Raw genomic sequence first — 22,353 nt, forward strand, 5'->3', positions numbered from 1 at the left:
ATGGCGTCTTTTCCTTCTAAGATGTTATTGTACAATCAGGAGGGGATAAATTTTGAATAAGCCGCAATCCTTGTTTCGCGTATTTGCTTGCTTGTTAATAGTCATATTCATTGCGGTTGCACCATTTAAACAGCAATCTGCTCAAGCTCATGCTTATAGTGCCGCTTACTCCACGATAACGATGACCAAAACGCAGACGGAACTCGTCTACGCGTTGGATGAATTGTCCGTTATCGAATTAATCGGCGGGGATACGAACAAAAACTATATGCTGGAGCAGGAAGAATTCGACGCGATCAAGGATCATATGGTCAATTTGATCAGAGACCATGTGAAGCTTAGCATCAATAATAAAGAAATCCCCTGGACTCAAGTAGAAAGCTTTATTTTGGACAGAAAAGGCGACGCGACGAAGGTTATCTTCAAAGCTCTTTATCCGTCGGTATCCGCTTCGGATACGATTGCGTTGTCGGATGATCTGTATGTAAACGATAAGAAAACGAATTACGTTAACTTGCTTACGATAAATTATGGCGACATGAAAAGCACGGCCGCGCTAAGCGGAACTGATCGCTCGTGGCTAATGCTGGTCACAGGCGACGAGTACGAAGGATTCAAACCGGATCTTCAGGCTCATCAAGAAAGTCAAACGGGAACAGGAGTGGGAGTGGTAAGTTCCTCGACTTCGGGCTGGTTTTCCTTTTTCAAATTGGGCATGAATCACATTTTGTCCGGATACGATCATTTGCTCTTCTTGTTCTCGTTGCTCATCGCCAGACAGACATTTAAGCAATATGCTACGATGATCACCGCATTTACGATCGCGCATAGCGCTACGCTTACGATGACGGTTCTAGGATGGATCAACGTTTCGCCCATTATCGTCGAGCCGATGATCGCGCTTAGTATTTGTTACGTTGCAGCGGATAACATATTCAGCAAGAACGTGAAGAAACGCTGGATGGTGACCTTCGCTTTCGGATTGATTCACGGAATGGGTTTTGCCGATATTTTGAAGGAAATGGATATTCCAAGATCGGAGCTGGGCATTAATCTCATCAGCTTTAACCTTGGGATCGAAGCCGTTCAAATTACGATCGTAGCGCTCCTTCTGCCGCTCTTATATATGATGCACCGTTGGAAATTTTCTAGACGCGCGGTTGTTTTCGGATCTTCTGTAGCGCTTCTATTGGGCGGAATTTGGCTATTTGAACGGTTGATAGCGTAGATGCCTACAACGCAAAAACAAGGTGGGATAAGTATTGGCTAATACGGCTACCGAGAAGAAGCCGAATAACTGGAACAGCAATACGATAGCCGGTCTTGGTTTGGCGTTAATATTGCTGTTGTACTTCTTTTCGGCGAACGCTCCCGGAACGATCTTAAACAATCCGAAGCTGCAAATTTTCAAAAGCGTCTTTATCAGCATTATTTTGGAAGCCATGCCATTCATTTTGATCGGCGTGTTCATATCCGCGTTGATTCAAGTATTCGTATCCGATCAAATGATTCAACGGGTCATTCCGAAAAATCCGATACTCGGGATTATTACCGCCAGCGTGTTGGGAATCATTTTCCCTTTGTGCGAGTGCGGAATGGTTCCCGCCATACGGAAATTGATCAAAAAAGGCATGCCTCTGTACGCGGCGACGACGTTTATTCTCGTTGGCCCGATCTTGAATCCGGTCGTTTTCTTGTCAACTTTGACCGCTTTTCGTTCACGACCGGAAATCGCGTATGCCCGGATGGGACTGGCATTCGCCGTTGCGCTTGTCATCGGTTTGATCGTCTATCGTTTCGTGAACAAAGACCAGCTTAAAGGCAATTCGAACCCGAGTGTTCAGGCTCATTCGCATTCGCATCATCATTCCGAACCGCATGAGCATGTTCATGTGCATGGACATAACGATCATCGCCATCCGCGTCCAAACAAAATCGTCGAATTGATGGGGCATACGGTTAGCGAATTTTTCGACATGGGCAAATATTTGATATTCGGTTCCGTGCTCGTAGGTCTTTTGCAAACCTTCGTCGCTCAGAGCAGCTTGGTCGCTTTGGGACAAGGTCAAGGTAGCTCTAATTTGATCATGATGGGCTTAGGCTTTATTCTTTCGCTTTGTTCCACGTCCGATGCGTTCGTCGCTCAATCGTTCATGACCACATTCTCGAAAGGTTCGCTCGTCGCGTTTATGGTTTTCGGGCCGATGTTGAATCTAAAGGGACTTCTGATGATGCTGGCCGTTTTCAAAACGAGGTTCGTCGTATTGATGAGCATTTTGGTGTTTGTTTTCGTCTACGTGGGAACGATCATTTTGGAAATGACGTTATTTAAATAAAAGCAGGATAGGACGCCATGATGAGAAGGTGAGCGCATGAAAAAAATCGGCATTGCGGATGTACACAATTTTTTACGGGCCATCATTTTGCTCGGCTTCGCTAGCTTGATCGGTTACTTGGTGTTGACGGGCGATATTCTGCTGTACGTTACGCCGAAGCTGACCATTTATTTGAAGATAGCGGGTATCGGATTGCTGGTCGTATCTCTGTTCCAGTTTTACATCTCCTTTATTTCGTTGAAGCGGGAAGTTATCGTCTGCAATTGCGGACATGATCATGATCATGACCACGGTCATGGCCACGAAGATGACGATCACCACAGCCACGAGCCTTCTCGTTCGTTGTGGAAAAACGTTCTTATTTATGGAATGTTTCTTTTGCCACTGTTGCTGGGCTCCCTTCTTCCGAACAAAGCGCTTGCCGGATCGCTCGCTAATCAGCGGGGCATGAATTTAGGCGGCGTATCCGTTAACGGAGGCTCAGCTCCCGCAGAACTGGTGGAGCTTGAAGGCAATGAGGATCCCGCGATAAGAAGTTTGTTTAAAACGGAACCTTACAATAAGGATTACGCGAAATTGGGCATGGTGCTCTACCAACAAAATGTAATCGAGATGAAAGACGAATGGTTTATCGAGAAATTGCAGGCCATGAATACATTCGCCGATAATTTCAAAGGCAAGACCATTAAAATTACCGGATTCGTATACCGCGAAGACGGGATGCCTGAGTCCCAATTCATCATCGGCAGAATGGCCATGACTCACTGTATCGCCGATATTTCCCCTTACGGAATCATCGTCGATTCGCCGGATGCGAGCCAGTTCGAAAACGATAGTTGGATTACGGTAACAGGTACGATCGATTCGACGACCTTCCACGAATTAAAAGTGATCAAGATCGATGTCGATCAAATCGAGCCTGCCCACGTTTCCAACGTTCCTTATGTGTATCCGGATTGGAACTTCGCTTCTAAGTTATAACGTAGGCTTATATTCGATTAAAGGAGGTTCATATCTTGTTGCTTAATTACGGAAGTATGATCGTTATAGCTTTGTTTGCGGGATATAACCTTTTCTTTATCGCGCGACGGAATGAACGCATGGACGAATTCGCTCGTGCATTTGTCGGAACGTTTTTATCCTTTACGGCAAGCATGGCTTTCGGATTTATTTTCGCTCAAACTTTTGATTACGATCTCTACCTCTCCATGGGATTCGGTATTTTGTTCGCTGCCGTTGCCACGGCGACAGTAGGTCTCTTGTTCAAAAGGAAGATCGGCTTGAATGCCGCCCTGGCCGGAGTGCTTGGCGCGCTGCTGGGGGCGGCTATCGGAAAGATGGTATTCGCAAGCGATAAACCGATATTGATTGCCGATACGATCTATATCGTTCTAATGTATTTGCTGCTAAAATTCGGCGAGTGGAAGACGAATCAAGAAACAGCGTCCGATAAGCCCAAGAAAGCAGCCTCCAAGAAGCTTTCTTCGCAGGCGAAAAATAAACCTGGATATGCCGGAGCCGTTGCGCTTGGCGTCGGAGTTGTCGTAGTCGCGCTTCTGATTACGACGCAGAAGGATCGCATCCTATCCGCGCAAATCGGGCTGCCGCAGTCGAAGGCCGCAACCTATGACGAGCAGAACGACTTGCAAGTGGCGACGATCGAAGTGACCAGTGCCGGCTTGTCGCCCCGGAATACTCAATTTAAGTCGGGAACGATGATTAAAGCCATCTTTCATGTGCCTGCGAATTCCGGGGAGGATTGGAAATTAACGTCTGCGGAGTTGGACGTAGACAATTCGCTTAAGCCCGGAGATAATATTTTTCTTATTAACAACCCGAATCCGGGAACCTATACCTTTAATTTAGGGCCAGGCAAAGGGCAATGCACCTTTACCGTGGTTCCTGCGAGCTAGTATCGAAATCGATGAAAACCCAAAGAAATCGCTTTTTGTAAATGGCGGAAATCCATTTTAATAAAAGCGATTTCTTTTTTTTTGTCGATCCTGAAATTATGTGAAATACTCCAAGGAAATGTTTTCATTGCCTCGATATTTATTGGATAAATTTAGAAATGTTAACTATGTAAAATGTAATTTACAAACCGAATTCCATCTCTTATAGTGAAGTTATCTTCACATAATGATCACAGATGTATTTACAAATGTTCACAGTTAGGGGGGTGTTGCTTAGCGAGCACGGGTCGCACGGGGATGTCGATGTTCGATGGAACGAAAGAAGCCGCTATCAAATGACCTTTGGCGGGGAGCATTGATAGACGGCTTGGCGAGCTTCTTTAGCGATGGCTTATTTTACCATGCCAAGGTGAAGCTGTTTGTTATTTTATCATTTGTTGGATGTTTGGTGCAAGAAAACGATCATGGGAGGTCACATCGAATGTCTAGTTTGGTAAGCAAGCATAAGAAGTGGTACAGCCTTGCGATGACAGCGATTATGCTGACAACAATCATTTTGCCAAACGGATGGCTCCCTGCGGCGAAAGCCGCCGCGGCCAATCATGTCGTCATTAGTGGAATATTCGGCGGCAACGGCGCAACTAATCTTTACGGCAGCGATTATGTTGAACTATACAATCCAACGGACGGCAATGTCGCTCTAGACGGCTGGTCCATCCAATATGCATCCGCGACTGGCGCGTTTACGCAACAAAACGCCATTCCATCCGGGCAATCGATAAAAGCGCACGGATACTATTTGATCAAGCTGGTAACGACGGCCGGCGGACCGAATCTCCCCGTGACCGAGGACATGACCGGTACGATCAACTTGTCGGGAACGGCGGGTAAAGTGGCCCTGGCTAAAGTGACGACGGGGATCACCGGCGTTACCGATCCGAACGCGGTAGACGTTGTCGGATACGGAACGACAGCGACCGGGTATGAAGGTTCCGGTCCAACGGCGGCGCCTTCGTCAACAACGGCGCTCATGCGCAAAACGAACTTAGGAAACGATCCTGTTCTGACAAGCGGCGAAGGTAACGGTTGGGATAATGACGATAACAAAACGGACTTCGTCGTGACCGCGACGCCGAAAATCCGCAATTCGTCCAGTCCGGTAGAACCGGCTTTAAGCGGCGGCGGGACCGAAACTCCTCCTCCATCGGAGAAGTCCGCAAACCCAACGGCAAGCTTGATTACGCTCCGCGATGACTATACAACGCTTACGGGCGCGGCGGGAGCGGTAACTGGCGGCTCGACGGTTAACGTCTACTTTCAAGACAACTCGCTAGCGGGTTCGACAACCGCTTTGAGCGACGGCTCCTTTGCTCTTACGTTCGGCAATCCGGGCCAGAATGCGTCCGTGCAGGTGTCCGCTACGGAGAAAGGCAAAGACGCAAGCGACAAAGTAAACGTATCGGTTCAAAAATCGGCGAAACCGGACGCCAGCAAAATCACGTTCGTAAACGCTTCCACGGTGACCGGGGTTGCGGGCGCTGTTCCCAACAACGCGGTTGTTAACGTTTATTTCGCCGACAATTCGCTTGCAGGGACGACAACGGCTGCCGCGAACGGTTCGTTCAGCGCAACTCTTTCGAATTCCGGCAATAAAACGACGGTTAATGTAGCCGCCAAAGAAAACGGCAAGTTGGAAAGCGATAAAGCAAGCGTTAGTTTGACCGTCTCGGGAGGAGCATTCCAACCGGGCGACGTCGTCATTAGCCAGATTTACGCGAATGGCGGCAATAGCGGCGCTTTCTACAAAAACAAACTTTTCGAGCTTTACAACAATACGGACCGCGATATCAACTTTAACAATCAATGGGCGCTCATCTATGTATCGGCGACAGGTACGAGCTTTGGCGCTGGCACCAAGTTGACCGGTACGATTAAAGCGCATGGATATTATCTTGTCGGAGGCGCTTCAGGCACGACTGGCGCCGATCTTCCGATCACGCCGGATCAAACGACTACGTTGAACCCGAGCGGATCCGCGGGCGGAATTCTCGCTCTCGCGAATTCGACGACCGGTTTATCGAGCCAAGACGATCCGAACGCGATCGATATCGTGGCTTACGGCAACGGAACGAACACAAGCTTTGCGACGAAAACCGATCACTGGGGAACTCCTTACTATTCGTCCATGATCGGTGGAGGAACATTGCTTCGCAAGACGGATGTGGGTTCCGAACCAAGAGCAGCTTTCGGCTTGGGCAACGGCTTTTTCTCCAAAGACGTTTCCAAGGATTTCGTTATCAACGCGCCGAATAGCACGGCGAATCCGGAAGAAGTTAAATTCAGGAACACCAAATCCATGCTTTCTCCGGATGCTTCGAAAATCGGCTTGACGAATACGGCTGTAACAGGCGCTGCCGGTTCAGTTCCGGCTTCGACAACGGTTAAGGTATATGTGGAAAACGGCGGCAACGTTACGGTTGCGGGACAAACGACTTCGGGTGCGGATGGTTCATTCAATACTACTATCACCAACCCGAACCAATCGGTTTACGTGACGTACACGGATGCTTCCCAGAAAGAAAGCGTCTATTCGCGGGTAGACAAAACGCCGAACGCGGGCGCGGTCGTTCCGATCGGGCAGCTTCGCACGAACGATGCGAACGGTCTTCTGCTGAATATCGGATACGCGACCACCGTCGAGGGCGTCGTGACTTCCGGGAATAAAGCGCTTGGCACCGAAAAAACTAGCTTCTATATTCAGGATGCAACGGGCGGTATCAGCGTCATCGGCGCCAAAGATCCGACCTTCGCCATTCAACCGGGACACAAAGTAAGAGTGGCGGGCACCGTCGCCTTTACGGCAAGTACGGCTCAATTCGTCGCCGTTTCCGTGACGGATCTGGGCACGGCCACCCCTCTTACGGCAGCCGCGGTTACGCTGGACTCTTTGAATGCGTATGCGAAAGCGGAGCCTTTGGAAGGCAAGTTGGTTACTTTCACGGGGAAAGTCGCGAATGTGCCGACTTCCGGACCGGAGTATAACATTACGGTAGCCGATGAAGCGGGCAACTCCGCTAACGTTCGCATCGTGCCGACTTCCGGCATCGACGTCGCCGGCGGCGCCGTGACGTTGGGCGAAACGTACACCTTTACGGGGATCGTAGGACAATACAAATTGACTTCTCCGTATACGAGCGGGTATTACGTTCTGCCTCGCAATGCTTCCGATATTCGCGGAGAATTGCAATTGGATCACACGCCGCTGCTTAAAGCTTACACCGGCGTTGACGCGAGCTTCAAAGCGAGCGCCAAATTCGCGGACACCGTAACGATCTGGTACAAAGGCCAAGGAGGCTCCTCCTATACGGCGGTACCGATGGCATCCGCGGACGGACTCAATTATAACGGTAAAATTTTGAAAGGCAGCATGCCGACCGGCAAGCTTCTGTATTATATCGAAGCGGTCGGCGGCGGCAAAACGAAATCCGTCGGCACGGCGGCAGCACCGATCGCCATCGATATCGTTCAAGATAAAGACGGGCCGGAATACTCCAATCCGCTTCCGCTAGTCGGGGATCAATTGGAGACGAAACATCCAGTCATCTCCGTCAGCATGGACGATCCGAACGGCGTCGACGCCGCTACCGCTACGATCTCTATCGACAATGTCAATTTCACTTCGAAAGCCGTCGTGACGGAAAGCGGAATTAAGTTGACGTTGACGACTAGCGACGACTTGACGGAAGGCGAGCACACCGTAAAAGTGACGTCGAAGGACAAGCTCGGCAATCCGTCGACCTACAGCTGGACGTTTAAGGTTTTGCCGAGATTTACGGGCGGCAATCACTATCGCGGTACGACGCACAACCATACGAACATTTCGCATGACGCGGCGGGCGCTCCGGAAGACGCTTTGAAAGCGGCTTTGGCGCATGACTACGATTGGTTCGCCTTCTCCGACCACTCGCACGATATCGATGCGAAATTGGTCGGCACGGACACCGTAGATCATAAGGGCATGCCGGAACGCAAAGGCGGTTCGGATTGGCAGCTAACGAAAGACTTGGCGAACCAATACACGAAAAACGGAAGCTTCGTCGTATTCCCGGCGTTCGAAATGACCTCGACGACATGGGGACATTCCAACGTATTCGGAACGACGAACTTCATTGACCGCGTGCAAAACGGAGGCCAGTACCAAAAGCTGCAAAATTATTACGCATGGGTGCTGACGTACGACGATGTCGTCGCTCAATTTAACCACCCGGCAATGTCGGCCAACGCGTTCGATAATTTCATTCCTTACGATAAAAACGTGGATCGCCTCTTCACGATGCTTGAGGTAGGGAACGGTTCCGGTAACTATTCCTATGCGAACGCGCAAGACAAGTTTTTCAACGCGCTCGATTTGGGTTGGCACGTATCGCCGACTTACGGCGAAGACAACCATGATGCGACATGGGGCCAAACGAAGCAGCGCACCGTTATCGTAGCGAAAGATTTGACTCAGGAATCTTTGCTGGATGCGATGAAAAAAATGCACGTCTACTTCACCGAAGATCCTAACGCCAAGCTGGACGTTACGGCTAGTGGCTGGTATATGGGTTCGACGGTGGATACGAAAGATCTGCAGTTTAACATTACCGGCAGCGACCCCGTGCTGGAGCAAAAGAGCAATCCGAAATACAGCTTCCTGAAAACGACGTCCAACGACAATATCGCGAAAGTCGAACTGGTTACGAACGGCGGAAGAGTTATCGACACGTATACGCCGACTTCGGATTCGACATCGTTTAACTGGAAACCGAACGTCAACGTTGCGGGCGGCCAGCAATGGTTCGTCGTACGCGTAACGCAAAAAGACGGCGACAGAGTGTACTCTTCGCCAATCTGGTCGCCGGTAGAGCCGGTGTCGGTTAAAGTCAGCGACGTATCGGCAACGGACGGAGCGATCGTAGGAGGATTCTCCGCCAATCTGCAAGCGGGAATCAGCAACCTCGGTACAGTAGACGTAACGAACGTAACAGCTCACTTCTATTACGATCAAGTAGATGCGAGCCATTTCATCGGGGATGCCGCGATTGCTTCGCTCAAATCGAATGCTTCCGCAACCGCATCGGTTACGTGGGCGGCTCCGGTCGCCGGGGAACACAAGATCGTCGTTGTACTCTCCTCGTCGGACAACGATCTCGGAGATAACAAATACGAGCAAGCGTTCAGCATCAAAGCGCCGCTCGGAAAAACGGTCTTGATCGATGCATCCAAACAAAATGAAAATTCGACCAAAGATGCCGGAACGTACAAGGATAATATGAAGCTGTTCACTGTAATGATGAGACAGCAAGGATACACGGTTGCCGAGAATGCATTGCCGATTACCGACGCGGTACTCAGCAACGCAACCGTACTGTATATTTCCCATCCTTCTACGGCATACGGCGCATCCGAGATCGCGGCGATCAACAAGTTTGTCGCGAACGGAGGATCACTGCTTCTTACCGAGAAAAGCAACTTTGGCGGTTCGAACCAAAACTTGAACTCCATTCTGTCGGGCGTCGGTTCTACCCTGATGGTGAACGACGACGGCGTGTTCGACGAGACGGCTTACGGCAACTTCTGGGCAACGCCGCTCACCTCGAACTTCTCCGTTCGGGCGCATCCGACTCCGGTTAGCAACAACCTGACCGATTTCGTATCGACTATCGAGTACTACAGCGGCTCGAGCCTTGCCAAGAACGACGGTTCCGGCGGAAAAGTCGCCCTTACGAACAGCGATACGGTTACGGTTCTTGTAAGAGGTAACGAAACGACGTTCCAAGATTCCCCAACCATTAAGGCGGGAAGCGCGCAATACAACGTACAGACGTCCAAAGGTAAAACCGGACCCGCGCTGACCGATGTGACCGGCGGATCCGCTATTCCGCTTATCGCTTCCGAGACAGTAGGCAAAGGACGCGTTGTCGTATCGGGGATGAACATCTTCAACGACAAGCAAATGGATCAGACGTTTAGCCCGAAAGGCAACGATCCGTTTGCGCTGAACGTAGTGAACTGGCTGTCGCACCTTGAACCGAAGGTGACGAACATCGCGGATGCTCGCAAGCTTCCGGACGGCACGCAAGTGCTCATCCAAGGTAAAGTGACGACGGCGGCCGGTGTATTCTTCGACTCGGCATACGTTCAAGATGCTACCGGCGGTATTATGGCATTTAACGAAGTGCCGGTAGGCAGCTTGAAGCTCGGCGATGAGGTACGCGTATACGGTCATATTAAAATTTTCGAGAACAATACGGAAATCGAGTTCGACAAGTTTGACAACAGTATCGTAAAAGTAAGCTCGGGGACGCCTGTTGAGCCGAAAGCGGTAAGTACGAAGCAGTCGGTTAGCGACGAATATCAGGGTCAGTTGGTCAAAGTTACCGGTAAGGTGACTTCGATTCCGGATGACACCTCCTATATCGTCAACGACGGTTCCGGCGACGTACTCGTATTCGTGGACGGTTATATCATCAACCAAAGCGGACCGATTCCGAAGCTGAAAGTCGGAGATACGCTTGAAGCTGTCGGCCTATCCGGCAAATTCAGCGGAGGCGATCGCCTGCGCGTTCGGGATACGAAAGAATTGAAAAAAGTCGGCGCGAGCGACGTAGCGGTGACAAGCGTCAAATTGGATCAATCGACGCTCAGCCTCAAAGCCGGCGGAACGCCGGTGAAGCTGAACGCAACGGTTAACCCAAGCAACGCAACGAACACTGCCGTCACTTGGAAATCCAGCAACACGGCTGTTGCAACGGTAGATAACACAGGTAAAGTAACGCCGATTGCAGCAGGCTCAGCAACGATTACAGTTACGACCGTCGATGGCGGATTTACCGCATCAAGTACGGTTACCGTAAGCGCGACGCTGCAATCGACCAAAGTCGTACTATCGGGTTCCGGACAAGTCGTTAGCGGCACTCCGTTCGATGTGACTTACGGACTGAAAAACGTAGACGGCACGATCTATGCGCAAGATTTGGTTGTCCAGTACGATCCAACTAAGGTAACTTTCGTTTCCGCTACTCCGGTTAAGGACGGATTGGTTATCGCGGATCAGACCGAATCTAACGGAGAAGTCCGGTTCGTCGTTGCTAGCTTAGGAGAAAACAAAGGCGTTAACGCGGACGGCGATTTGCTGAAGCTGCAATTTACGGCCAAAGCGCTCACCGAATCCGCCGACGCAACCATTACCGTATCCAAAGCGGTCGTAGCGATCGGCAATGGTACGGAGACGAAGCTCGACTCGACCTCCTTGACCTTCAAAGTGTTCGTGGCAGCTCACAAAGATGTATTGAACGCATTGATTACCGATGCGCAGAACCGTTACGATGCGGCAGTTGTCGGTACGAAATACGGTCAATACTCGGCAGAGTCGAAAGCGGCATTGAAAACGGCGATCGACAGCGCTAAAGCTGTAGCAAGCAATGACAACGCCACGCAGCAGCAAGTCGATCAAGCGATCGCGGCTCTGACGACTGCGGTGCAAACATTCTCGGATTCGGTCGTTCCGAGAATGAAGGAAGATTTGAACGGCGATGGCATTATTAGTATCGGTGATTTGGCTATCGTAGCGATGCATTATGGCAAAACTTCCGCAGATCCGAATTGGAACTTTATTAAGATCGCGGATATCAACAACGACGGCATTATCGACATCGTCGACTTGTCCATGGTTGCAAGAAAGATCACTCAAGGTATCTAAATAAGCATTCCGTATAAGATTGCGGGGGAAGGCAAGATCGCTTCCTCCGCCAATCTTGTGCGAAAGGAGCATAATAACCAATGGTACGCAAAATGCTTTCCTACGGCTTGGCCGTATTGCTGGTTGTATCTTTCCTGCCATCCTTCATCGCGCAGGCAGCGGCTCCTTCATACTCTCTAGCCATCTCGAATGACAAACCGTCAAAGGGCGATCAAATAGAGGTTGCCGTTAAAGGGCAGCACCTCAATGATGTATACGGGTACGAAATTAATTTGGACTATGACGCCAGCAGGCTTATTTATGTAGACATGAAATCCGACATCAAAGGATTCTCTGTTCCCATCGTCGATGAAGCGGGCGGCCATATCAAGTTCGCTCATACGAAAACGGGGGCGACTCCCGGAGATGACGGAGATGTGACCTTCGTTACTGTTACCTTTAAGGCCAAGGAAACAGGGAAAGCTTCGATCGAGTTCAAGGATGTCAAACTCGTCGATAGTCAGATGGCTTCCAAAGTTGAAACGGCCGGAGTGAAGTCGGTCGTGGACGTTGCCGGGACGAACAGCGGAGGCGGCGGTGGCGGTGGCGGTGATACCGGCGGCAATACCGGAACAAGCGTAACGGTAACGGCGGATCAACTGTCTCATGCCGTGCAAGGAAAAGTAACGATCGATCTTCCTGCGGGTACAACGGAACTGAAGCTGCCTTCCAATGCAAGCGAGTTGCTGTCTTCGAACAAATTCGTCGTGCATACGGATGGTTTCAGTCTCGAAATCCCATCCGCTGTGTTCAAGCAATTAGCGGAAAAAATGTCGACGGCCGATTTGAAAGACAGCGTCATTACGCTCAAGCTGGCGCCGCTTTCTACAGCGGACGCGAACGCTCTGATCGCTAAGACAGAGAAATCGTCTTACGCTGCAATCAAGCTTGCCGGCCAAGTGGTAGATTTCGGCTTGTCGATGACTTCCGCTGGCGGGAAAACCGTTTCTCTAACGCAGTTCGATCAACCGATGATGATTCGGTTCAAAGCCGATGCAAACTTTAATTCTCCCAAAACCGGCGTGTTCAACATCTCCGACGGCGGAGCGCTTGAGTACGTTGGCGGGGTGTACGGCAATGGCGAAATGACTGCGTCAATCAACCACTTCAGCAAATACGCGGCGCTCGAAGTCACGAAGGCGTTCGTAGACGTTCCTGCGAAGTTCTGGGCGTATAACGCCATTGTGGAATTGGCCGCGAAACAAATCGTGAACGGAACAAGTCCGTCGACTTATGAGCCTAACCGTCTGGTCACCCGCGCGGAATTCGCGACGCTGCTCGTGAATGCGCTCAAGCTGACGAAAGAAGCTCCAATCAAGTTTGTCGACGTTCCGACGAATGCCTGGTATGCCAAATCGGTCGCCATCGCTTTCCAAGCCGGAATCGTCAAAGGCAAGAGCCCGACGACCTTCGATCCGAACGGCAAAATCACCCGCGAGGAAATGGTGACGATGCTGATGCAGGCATACGAAGTGAAAACGGGCAAAAAACTCGGCCAATATACAGATTCGCCATTCAAAGACATGAATAGCGTCTCTTCTTGGGCGGCCAATTATGTTAAAGCTGCGGCCGACCTGAAACTGGTCAACGGACGCGCGCCGGGCCAATTCGCGCCGAAAGGCGTAACGACCCGCGCCGAAGCCGCGCAAGTCATCTATAACTTGGTGAAATAAGTTTAATAAGGTTTGGGGACCGGGCGGTTTAACTGCCCGGTCTTTTTTTAATTGCGATGGGAAAGCTCGTTCCTATCGCCGAAGTCTTTAGCGATTCGGGCTTGACGAGAATGTGCTTATCCGTTATATTTACTTTAGTGCTGAAAAGCGTATAAGCGTCGAAGCGGATACGCGTTAATTCAATCAGGAGTGTGAGCATCATGATCGTTATTACTTCCCCTAACATCGCCGAAGAACGGATTGCGGAAATCGTCCGCCATATTGAGCAATCAGGCGTGCAAGCGCACGTATCCCGCGGTACTGACCGTACCGTCATTGGCATTATCGGCAAAGCGGAGCCATCTCTGGCCGAGCATATTCGCTCCATGAAGGGCGTAGAGAACGTAATCAAGATTTCCAAGTCTTACAAATTGGCTAGCCGCGACTTCCATCCCGACAATACGGTAATCGAAGTCAAAGGCGTTAAGATCGGCGGAGACGATCTTATCGTCATGGGCGGTCCATGCGCGGTGGAAACGCCGGAACAGATCGACGAGATCGCTCGCCTGGTCAAAGCTGCCGGAGGTCAAGTGCTTCGCGGTGGCGCGTTTAAGCCGCGTACGGGTCCTTACAGCTTCCAAGGAATCGGCATCGAAGGCTTGAAATGGATGAAGGACGCCGGCGAGAAATACGGTCTTCTGACGATTACCGAAGTTATGGCTCCCGAGTTCGTCGACGTGTGCGCGGAATATGCGGACATCATGCAGGTCGGCACGCGGAACATGCAGAATTTCGATCTTCTTCGCAAGCTGGGCACGATTCAGAATCCCGTATTGCTTAAGCGCGGATTCAGTTCCACATACGACGAGTGGCTGAATGCGGCGGAATACATCCTCGCAGGCGGCAATCCAAACGTGATGTTATGCGAGCGTGGAATTCGCACGTTCGAGACATATACCCGCAATACGTTCGACTTAGCTGCTATCCCAGTTATTCAGCAGCTATCGCACTTGCCCGTAATCGCCGATCCAAGTCACGCGACAGGCCGTCGCGAGCTCGTAGAGACGATGACCAAGGCATCGGTAGCCGCCGGAGCGAACGGTCTGATTATCGAGATGCATACAGACCCCGACAATTCGGCTACGGGAGACGGCGTACAATCGTTGTTCCCCGACCAGTTCGCGAATTTGCTCAAGGAGCTGGAACAATTGGCTCCGCTTTTAGGCAAACGATTCGACACGGAGAAAGCTCCTGCAGAAGCGTTTACTACTTGGAGTAAATAAAAGTGCGATTCAAAAACAACGGATCGACCGCTTATCCCCGTGAGCGATCGATACGTTGTTTTTGCGTTTCCATGTTAGGTTTTCGAATAAAACGAGAAAGCGCTAACAGAAGAATGAGGAGAATCGCTACTGCCAAAAACCCGAGAGAGCAGAGTGGGCGGGCGAAAATCGGAATTTATGAACTTTTAATGAAGTTGTGAGCAATGCTGACACAGCCACAAAAAATACCTTACATAAGTATTGACGCTTTTTATGGAGGAGTTTTATAATAACTTCATAAGTTCAGTGAAAACTTGAACAATAGATCGGTTTCACACACTTAATGTTCGGAAATGGGGAGGAAATTCACATGTCAGTACAACAAGTATTGGATTTGATCAAGGAAAAGAACATCGAGTTCGTAGATTTCCGTTTTATCGACCTTGCAGGTCGCGCACATCACATTACATTGCCTGCACCCGAAGTAGATGCGGAAACTTTCGTCAACGGTGTGGCATTCGACGGTTCGTCAATCACGGGCTTCCGTGGCATTGAAGAATCCGATATGGTTATGATGCCGGATACGGATTCGGTATATGTGGATCCTTTCACGGCTCATGCGACATTAATTGTAATTTGTAATATCCACACGCCGGATGGCGCACGTTATGAGCGCGACCCTCGTTCGATCGCTCACAAAGCGGAAGAATATTTGCAAACGACGGGCGTCGGAACGACTGCTTTCTTCGCTCCCGAGTCCGAATTCTTCATCTTCGACGATGTTCGTTATGAATCCACGATGAATTCTTCTTCCTTCTTCGTAGATTCCGAAGAAGCGGCGTGGAACACGAACCGTAAAGAAGAAGGCGGAAACCTTGGTTTCAAAATCGGCGTTAAAGGCGGATACGTTCCGGTTGCTCCAGTTGATTCCCAACAAGACATCCGTAGCGAAATGGTTCGTCTGATGCAAGAAGCGGGCCTGCGAGTTGAACGTCATCACCATGAAGTGGCGACGGCCGGCCAAGCGGAAATCAACTTCCGTTTCGATACGCTTACGACTACAGCGGACAATCTGATGAAGTACAAATATATCGTGCACAACGTTGCTCGCCAATACGGCAAAGTCGCAACTTTCATGCCAAAGCCTCTATTCGGAGACAACGGTAGCGGAATGCACGTTCACTCCTCGATTTTCAACGGCAGCGAGCCTTTGTTCTACGAGAAAGGCGCTTACGCGAATCTGAGCGAATTGGCGTTGCATTACATCGGCGGTATTCTCCACCATGCACCTGCGCTGATCGCGATCACGAACCCGTCTACGAACTCGTTCAAACGTCTTGTTCCTGGCTACGAAGCTCCGGTTAACTTGGTTTACTCCAAAGGTAACCGTTCCGCGGCTGTTCGTATCCCGGTTGCGGCGGTTACGCCTAAAGGCTGCCGCATCGAATTCCGTACGCCGGATTCCACGGCTAACCCTTACCTTGCTTTCGCGGCGATGCTGATGGCAGGTCTGGACGGAATCAAACGCAAAATCGATCCATCCGCCCTCGGCTATGGACCATTCGATACGAACATCTACGAGCTGTCCGACGAGCAGAAGAAAGAAATCCGCAGCGTCCCTGGAACGTTGGACGAAGCGCTTGACGCTCTGGAAGCCGATTCCGAGTTCTTGACCGAAGGCGGAGTCTTCACGAAAGAATTTATCGAGAACTACGTTAACGTTAAACGCGCTGAAGCAAAAGCAGTAGCCATCCGCATTCATCCTCATGAGTATGGCCTCTACTTCGATTGCTAATCCGTTCGGTTCATAAAGCTCCCTTCGCGGGGAGCTTTTTTGCGCGTTTTAAGGAAATAAAGGCAGAACGAGAGGTATAATGGGAGAAAAATAAGGGTATGCAGGAGGGGTTTCATGAGCGATCTTCTTAGAAAAGTAAGAGAAGCGGCGAAAAATTGCGGTTGCGGCCACCATCATGACATTTCCATTGAACTTATCGATACGGAACCAGGCGCTCTAGGCAGAGCGGCGACTTATTCGAAAAGCAAGAAATGGCAGACGGTAGGCATTGTTTCGGATGAGGTAATTTATAACTTGTTCGGCGAACGACTAAGGAAGAAACTTCATGAAGCTGGAATTCAAACGGAGCTATGTAAGGTTCGCTCGGACGAACAGGGTGACGTTGTTGCGGACGAGCAAGCGATCGTTCAAGTGATGGTGGATATTCCGATCACCGTGGACGCATACGTGGTGCTTGGTTCCGGGACATTGCACGATATCGTGCGCTTCGTTTCTTCGAGGGTAGGAAAACCGTTTGTTTCGGTACCTACGGCCCCGTCGGTGGACGGCTTCACTTCGGCGGGTGCGCCGATCATTCTAAGGGGCTTTAAGCAAACGATCTATACCGGCGCGCCGGTCGCCTTATTCGCGGATCCGGACATCTACGGGAAGGCTCCGCAAACTATGGTCGCAGCCGGATTCGGGGACATGATCGGCAAGCATACTTCGTTATTCGATTGGAAGTTTTCGCATGCGGTAGGCGGGGAAGCCTATTGCCCGGCAACCGCGGCACTTACGCGGGAAACGCTCCAGTGGTGCGAGGATGCTCAGGAGTCCATCTCCGCGGGCAGTGAAGAAGGAGTAAAGCGCCTGATGGAAGCGTTGCTGCTGTCCGGGTTAGCGATGCTATTGTTCGGGGCATCCCATCCGGCCTCCGGGGCGGAGCACCATCTGTCGCATGATTGGGAGATGGAGCTATTGCGCCGTAAATCCAAGCAATTGTTGCATGGAGCGAAGGTGGGCGTAGCTTGCGCCATCATCGCGGAGAAATACTCGGAGTGGCGCCCGGACGTGGAGCTTACGGGGGTACCGGGGTTAGTCGAAGCGCTTGATGCTCTACCCTCATCCGACTCGTTACGAGCGCGATTAAGGGATGTAGGAGGGCCAACGACGGCAGCCGAGCTTGGCATCGAGAAGGAGCTCGTGAAGGCGAGCCTGCTCCGCGCGCATACGCACCGCGTCGGCAGAAACACGCTGCTAAAGCGGCATAACGAAGGTCACTCTTAGAAAGTTCAAAAATGACCAACATAATCCTCTTATGAAACGGCGGTGTTCGGAACACTTTAATACAGGTGGAGCCTTACTCCGCACAATCAAAGGAGGTAATAAACCGAATGAAAAAAGCCAGTATTGCTCTTCTTGCAGCGTGTATTTTTCTTACGGGTGCGACGGCGGCGTCTGCTGCTCCAGTGAAGGATCAGCATCACAAGCATCAAAAGCATCATAAAACGACGCATATGAAGGGCGTGCATAAAGGAAAAGTACACGCGAAAAGCGTGCATAAAGGAAAACTACATGCGAAAAGCGTGGAAAAAGGGAAAATGCTGAAGGGAAATAAATTTAAGGCGAAAGCAGAAACTACGCCGAAAGTATTGCCGAAAACCGGTTACGGCGGAATTAGCGAATAATCCGACGAAAAGAGGGAATTTCCCTCTTTTTGTTGCATTGGGGATAGGAAGATGAACCAGATACGGTTTTTTTTCGTCCTGACAATGTTACTTTTCGTGTGCGGCGGATGCGGGCAAGAAGTTAAACCACCCGACCCGGAAATGTCGGATAGCTCCATTCATTCCCGGTCGGATCCGCCCGAAGTTCTCGATAGCCGTCCTTTCAAAACGGAACGAATTACCGAGAAGGCGGAAATGCCTTCGCCCAGGCCGCTTGCCAATTCAATCAAGCAGTCAGAGCTCAAACAAGTGAAGCAACCTGAGTCCAAACCGATCTTGCCAAACACCATTCTGATTCCATCCGTCAACATTAAGTCGCGCGTAGATCCCGTCGGGGTGTTACGCAACGGACAAATGGACGTCCCCCGATCGCCGGAGCGCGTCGGAGTGCTGCGGACGGTCAAACCGGGACAGATCGGCAATGCCGTAATTGCCGGGCATGTCGATAATTACACGGGGCCTGCGGTTTTCTACGGCTTGAAAAAGCTAAAGCCCGGGCATCCCGTGATTATATCGAATTCGGCCGGGAATTATCTGGTATTCAGCGTCGTTTCCGTTGAAGCCTATAATACCGCCGATGCGCCGATCGCGCGTATTTTCGGTAAAACCGACGAGGCCAGGCTGAATTTGATTACGTGCACGGGGAAATTCGACCGGAAAAAAAAGGAGCACTTGAAGCGGCTTATCGTATTTACGCGTTTAATGAAATAATGAATGTCTTTCCTACGCAAACTCCGCGCTAGTCGCGGAGCTTGCGTTTTTTCCTTTGGAGTCATCATTCGATCCAAAGGCATAGCAGCCGATGGCTTCATAGCTTGGCTGTCGGCCAAGATGGGTTTTGTACAGCGTGACATCGTCCGCCGTCCACGACAAGCTCTCGGGCGCGGCGTCGGCTACGGCTCGCCATGCCGCCATAAGCGCCGCCGGATCGCTCCCGGCGGCGCCCCCGCGCGCAAGCGTCACGTGCGCGCGGAACGGCCTCGCCTCCGTCGCGAAGCCGGAGGCGGCAAGGTGCGCGCCAAGCGCCGCGTGCAGCGCGGCTAGCGCGCCTTCTTGTGGTGCGCCGGCCGACTCGGCCAAGCCGCACCATAATACGCGCGGCGCAGACGGCGGGCCGAAGGTGCCCGCCTCCGTCAGCGTTAGCGCGAATGGAGCCGTTGCGGCCGCGGTTTCGGCCGTCAAGGCGTCGATGGCGGCGACGCTCGATTCCGGCGTGTCGCCAAGAAAATGCAGCGTGACGTGCAGGTCTGCCGGATGCGTCCAGCGGCGAAAGACGATTCCCGACTCGGTGAGACCTGCCATTTTGTTCGTTAGAGCCTCCGAAGGGCCTTGCGGCAATCGTAAACCGAGGAAAAGACGAAAATTATTCATCATTGATACCGCTTTCGTTCGGAATTTTGATATTTTTACGTGCATTAAGGGCAGTTGATGGTTGCTCTTCCGAGTAATGCTCTGATATGATAAGCCTATTATGAAATCAGGATAAGGTGGGAACGAAATGGCTAACCGCGCTTATAACTTCAATGCCGGTCCGGCGGCGCTGCCGTTGGATGTATTGCAGAAAGTCCAAGGACAATTCGTCGAATTCGAGAATAGCGGCATGTCCTTGATGGAAATGTCCCATCGCGGCGCAATCTACGAGAAGGTTCATTTCGAAACGGAATCTTTGCTTCGAGAGTTGCTTTCCATTCCGGAAGGATACAAAGTCTTGTTCCTTCAAGGCGGAGCAAGCACGCAATTCGCGATGATTCCGATGAACTTGCTTCGTCCGGGCGCGACAGCTTCGTTCGTCGCAACGGGCAGCTGGGCGACGAAAGCGATCCAAGAAGCGAAGCTGTTCGGAGAAACGGCGATCGCGGCTTCCTCGGAATCCGATTCTTATAAACGGATACCCTCGATCGGCGAATTGAATTACGCTCCCGATTCGGCGTATTTGCACATTACTTCTAACGAAACGATCGAAGGCACCCAATGGTCGGAATTCCCGGACACGGGAAACGTTCCTCTTATCGGCGATATGTCGAGCGATATCCTTTGCCGTCCGATCGACGTCTCCAAGTTCGCGGTAATCTACGCTGGTGCGCAGAAAAACCTTGGACCTTCGGGCGTAACGATCGTCATCATCCGCGAAGAGCTTGTCGCCAAGCCTTCTACTACTGTTCCTACAATGCTCAGATACGATACGCACGCCAAGAACGATTCCTTATACAACACGCCTCCGACATTCGCGATCTACATGATGGGCGAAGTGCTCAAATGGATAAAGTCGAACGGCGGAGCCGCGGGCATGGAAGCGATCAATCGCGAGAAGGCCGCATTGCTTTACGACACGATCGACGGCAGCAACGGGTTCTACAAAGGTTTCGCCGAGCTGGGAAGCCGCTCGCTCATGAACGTAACGTTCACGATGCAGAGCAAGGAACTGGAAGCGCAATTCATTAAAGAATCGGAAGCTCAAGGCTTCGTCGGCTTGAAAGGACACCGCAGCGTCGGAGGTTTGCGCGCTTCGATCTACAATGCGGTTCCGCTCGAGAGCGTTCGCGCGCTCGCCGACTTTATGCGCGATTTCCAGAACCGCAACGCGCAATAATCGAGCTCTATTACGATCGTTGGAAATAGCGGCGCGAAGCCGCTATTTTTCATTTTGCGGAACTTTTGCTATTCTAGATAAGCAACGTAGCATCTAGGAGGTCATGGCATTGTCTTTTCACATCGTGCTCGTTAATCCGGAAATTCCGGCGAACACGGGCAACATCGCGAGAACGTGCGCCGCGACGGGAACCCATCTTCATCTCGTACGTCCGCTCGGATTTTCTACGGACGACAAGGTGTTGAAGCGCGCGGGCTTGGATTATTGGTATGCGGTAAATATTACGTATTACGATTCCTTCGAGGAAGTAAAAGCGGCGAATCCCGGAGGAAGATTTTTTTTCGCGAGCACAAGGGTGACGAAGAGATACACGGACTTTGAATTCCGGGATGGCGATTTCTTCGTATTCGGGAAAGAGACGGCCGGCTTGCCGCAGGCTTTGCTCGACGAGCATGCGGAAACGTGCATGCGAATTCCGATGACGGACAAGGTCCGGTCTCTGAATCTAGCGAATTCGGCTGCGATTCTTGTATTCGAAGCGTTGCGGCAAAACGACTTTCCTTTATCTTGATTACATAAATCGACAATTTCTTCTGTTTTTCGTCAATTCTTTGTCGAATTATTGCACGATCTTAAGCAAATCGGATACTGGGAAGGGTATTACAACTTTTTATAGAACGCTATAGAGTGGCTAAAAGGTTTCGAGATAACTAGCTAGAATAGCGTATGAATGGAGGTACTGCATTGAAACCTGCAGGCGTAGTTCGCAAGGTAGACCAATTAGGACGTATCGTACTACCGAAATCGTTGCGTAAACGATATCAAATGAATGAAGGGGATCCGGTTGAGATCCTGGTCCAAGGAGATCATATCATTCTGGAACGTTATCGGCCTCGTTGCGTTTTCTGTTCTTCGATGGAAGGCGTCGGAGATTTCAAGGAGCGCTATGTGTGCGCTTCTTGCGTGAAAGATATGCACGGGCTGTAAACATAACCGGCACAAAAAAACCGTCCCCCTCCAGGGGACGGTTTTTTTGTTATGGATAATTCGTAAAGAAAAGCCGGATCCGACTAACCAAGTAGGATTCCGGCTCTTCGGCCGCTATTACAGCCCTTTCGTCTTATCTTCGTTATAGGAAGACGTCAAGATGGCAGCCACGAACAGTACGAGTACAAGGATTACGATCCAAAATTGATTGGACATTCCGAATAGTTTAGTTGCCGCTTTTTCAGCCGTTTCCACTAGAAACATATTCCACACCTCCGCTTGACTACACTTATTATAACCAACCCCTTTAAAAAAGAAAACGCAAAATGTTG

The 22,353-nt window shown here is 50.8% G+C and carries 16 protein-coding genes; 14 read left to right on the forward strand and 2 right to left on the reverse strand.

What is annotated here, in order from left to right:
- The first annotated feature begins 52 nt into the window (after positions 1-52).
- The 11 genes from D7Z26_RS11440 to D7Z26_RS11490 all read left to right on the forward strand — a co-directional run bounded on the left by D7Z26_RS11440 (position 53) and on the right by D7Z26_RS11490 (position 19,155).
- On the forward strand, positions 53-1,228 hold the full coding sequence (locus tag D7Z26_RS11440) for a HupE/UreJ family protein (RefSeq protein ID WP_120976975.1): 1,176 nt from the start codon (positions 53-55) through the stop codon (positions 1,226-1,228).
- Between the two features lie 34 nt (positions 1,229-1,262).
- A complete protein-coding gene (locus D7Z26_RS11445; RefSeq protein ID WP_120976977.1) occupies positions 1,263-2,336 on the forward strand; it encodes a permease in 1,074 nt (357 codons plus the stop codon).
- Between the two features lie 36 nt (positions 2,337-2,372).
- The gene (locus D7Z26_RS11450) at positions 2,373-3,317 is read left to right on the forward strand and encodes a TIGR03943 family putative permease subunit (RefSeq protein WP_120976979.1); all 945 of its coding nucleotides are present in this window, start codon (positions 2,373-2,375) and stop codon (positions 3,315-3,317) included.
- 35 nt (positions 3,318-3,352) lie between these two features.
- The gene (locus tag D7Z26_RS11455; RefSeq protein ID WP_120976981.1) at positions 3,353-4,249 is read left to right on the forward strand and encodes a cupredoxin domain-containing protein; all 897 of its coding nucleotides are present in this window, start codon (positions 3,353-3,355) and stop codon (positions 4,247-4,249) included.
- Between the two features lie 481 nt (positions 4,250-4,730).
- Positions 4,731-11,990 carry a DUF4350 domain-containing protein gene (locus D7Z26_RS11460; protein WP_158602270.1) on the forward strand — a complete coding sequence of 2,420 codons (7,260 nt, stop codon included), beginning with the start codon at positions 4,731-4,733 and terminating at the stop codon, positions 11,988-11,990.
- An 80-nt stretch (positions 11,991-12,070) separates the two neighbouring features.
- The gene (locus D7Z26_RS11465; protein WP_120976985.1) at positions 12,071-13,702 is read left to right on the forward strand and encodes an S-layer homology domain-containing protein; all 1,632 of its coding nucleotides are present in this window, start codon (positions 12,071-12,073) and stop codon (positions 13,700-13,702) included.
- Between the two features lie 200 nt (positions 13,703-13,902).
- Positions 13,903-14,964: a 3-deoxy-7-phosphoheptulonate synthase gene (gene aroF, locus D7Z26_RS11470; RefSeq protein ID WP_120976987.1), complete on the forward strand. Its 1,062-nt coding sequence runs from the start codon at positions 13,903-13,905 to the stop codon at positions 14,962-14,964.
- Between the two features lie 349 nt (positions 14,965-15,313).
- Entirely contained in the window at positions 15,314-16,738 is a 1,425-nt protein-coding gene (gene glnA, locus D7Z26_RS11475; RefSeq protein WP_120976989.1) for a type I glutamate--ammonia ligase, read from the forward strand.
- A 114-nt stretch (positions 16,739-16,852) separates the two neighbouring features.
- Positions 16,853-18,004, forward strand: a complete 1,152-nt coding sequence (locus tag D7Z26_RS11480) for a sn-glycerol-1-phosphate dehydrogenase (RefSeq protein ID WP_120976991.1) — start codon at positions 16,853-16,855, stop codon at positions 18,002-18,004.
- 107 nt (positions 18,005-18,111) lie between these two features.
- A complete protein-coding gene (locus D7Z26_RS11485) occupies positions 18,112-18,405 on the forward strand; it encodes a hypothetical protein (RefSeq protein ID WP_120976993.1) in 294 nt (97 codons plus the stop codon).
- Between the two features lie 51 nt (positions 18,406-18,456).
- Positions 18,457-19,155, forward strand: coding sequence for a class F sortase (locus D7Z26_RS11490; RefSeq protein WP_233566819.1), 699 nt, complete (start codon positions 18,457-18,459; stop codon positions 19,153-19,155).
- Positions 19,156-19,167: 12 nt separating this feature from the next.
- On the opposite strand, the gene thpR is transcribed toward D7Z26_RS11490, so the two are convergent.
- Positions 19,168-19,815: an RNA 2',3'-cyclic phosphodiesterase gene (gene thpR / locus D7Z26_RS11495; protein ID WP_158602271.1), complete on the reverse strand. Its 648-nt coding sequence runs from the start codon at positions 19,813-19,815 to the stop codon at positions 19,168-19,170.
- A 127-nt stretch (positions 19,816-19,942) separates the two neighbouring features.
- Here thpR and serC point away from each other — a divergent pair, with 127 nt between their 5' ends.
- From serC to D7Z26_RS11510, 3 genes are all read left to right on the forward strand, one after another.
- Positions 19,943-21,034 carry a 3-phosphoserine/phosphohydroxythreonine transaminase gene (serC, locus tag D7Z26_RS11500; RefSeq protein ID WP_120976997.1) on the forward strand — a complete coding sequence of 364 codons (1,092 nt, stop codon included), beginning with the start codon at positions 19,943-19,945 and terminating at the stop codon, positions 21,032-21,034.
- 109 nt (positions 21,035-21,143) lie between these two features.
- Positions 21,144-21,605 (forward strand): tRNA (uridine(34)/cytosine(34)/5-carboxymethylaminomethyluridine(34)-2'-O)-methyltransferase TrmL, encoded by a 462-nt coding sequence (gene trmL / locus D7Z26_RS11505; RefSeq protein WP_120976999.1) that lies wholly within the window; start codon positions 21,144-21,146, stop codon positions 21,603-21,605.
- 173 nt (positions 21,606-21,778) lie between these two features.
- Positions 21,779-22,021, forward strand: coding sequence for an AbrB/MazE/SpoVT family DNA-binding domain-containing protein (locus tag D7Z26_RS11510; RefSeq protein ID WP_120977001.1), 243 nt, complete (start codon positions 21,779-21,781; stop codon positions 22,019-22,021).
- A 117-nt stretch (positions 22,022-22,138) separates the two neighbouring features.
- Here D7Z26_RS11510 and D7Z26_RS27295 read toward each other — a convergent pair whose 3' ends face one another.
- Positions 22,139-22,285 (reverse strand): hypothetical protein, encoded by a 147-nt coding sequence (locus tag D7Z26_RS27295; RefSeq protein WP_158602272.1) that lies wholly within the window; start codon positions 22,283-22,285, stop codon positions 22,139-22,141.
- Positions 22,286-22,353 lie beyond the last annotated feature (68 nt).

Source organism: Cohnella endophytica (assembly GCF_003628305.1).
Classification (GTDB): Bacteria; Bacillota; Bacilli; order Paenibacillales; family Paenibacillaceae; genus Cohnella; species Cohnella endophytica.

Excerpts from the sequence above, each read along its gene's own strand:
- D7Z26_RS11485 (WP_120976993.1), top strand. The coding sequence starts at position 18,112 with ATGAAAAAAGCCAGTATTGCTCTTCTTGCAGCGTGTATTTTTCTTACG.
- D7Z26_RS11480 (WP_120976991.1), top strand. The coding sequence starts at position 16,853 with ATGAGCGATCTTCTTAGAAAAGTAAGAGAAGCGGCGAAAAATTGCGGT.
- D7Z26_RS11450 (WP_120976979.1), top strand. The coding sequence starts at position 2,373 with ATGAAAAAAATCGGCATTGCGGATGTACACAATTTTTTACGGGCCATC.
- glnA (WP_120976989.1), top strand. The coding sequence starts at position 15,314 with ATGTCAGTACAACAAGTATTGGATTTGATCAAGGAAAAGAACATCGAG.
- D7Z26_RS11465 (WP_120976985.1), top strand. The coding sequence starts at position 12,071 with ATGGTACGCAAAATGCTTTCCTACGGCTTGGCCGTATTGCTGGTTGTA.
- D7Z26_RS11490 (WP_233566819.1), top strand. The coding sequence starts at position 18,457 with ATGAACCAGATACGGTTTTTTTTCGTCCTGACAATGTTACTTTTCGTG.
- thpR (WP_158602271.1), bottom strand. The coding sequence starts at position 19,815 with ATGAATAATTTTCGTCTTTTCCTCGGTTTACGATTGCCGCAAGGCCCT.
- serC (WP_120976997.1), top strand. The coding sequence starts at position 19,943 with ATGGCTAACCGCGCTTATAACTTCAATGCCGGTCCGGCGGCGCTGCCG.
- D7Z26_RS11460 (WP_158602270.1), top strand. The coding sequence starts at position 4,731 with ATGTCTAGTTTGGTAAGCAAGCATAAGAAGTGGTACAGCCTTGCGATG.
- aroF (WP_120976987.1), top strand. The coding sequence starts at position 13,903 with ATGATCGTTATTACTTCCCCTAACATCGCCGAAGAACGGATTGCGGAA.
- D7Z26_RS27295 (WP_158602272.1), bottom strand. The coding sequence starts at position 22,285 with ATGTTTCTAGTGGAAACGGCTGAAAAAGCGGCAACTAAACTATTCGGA.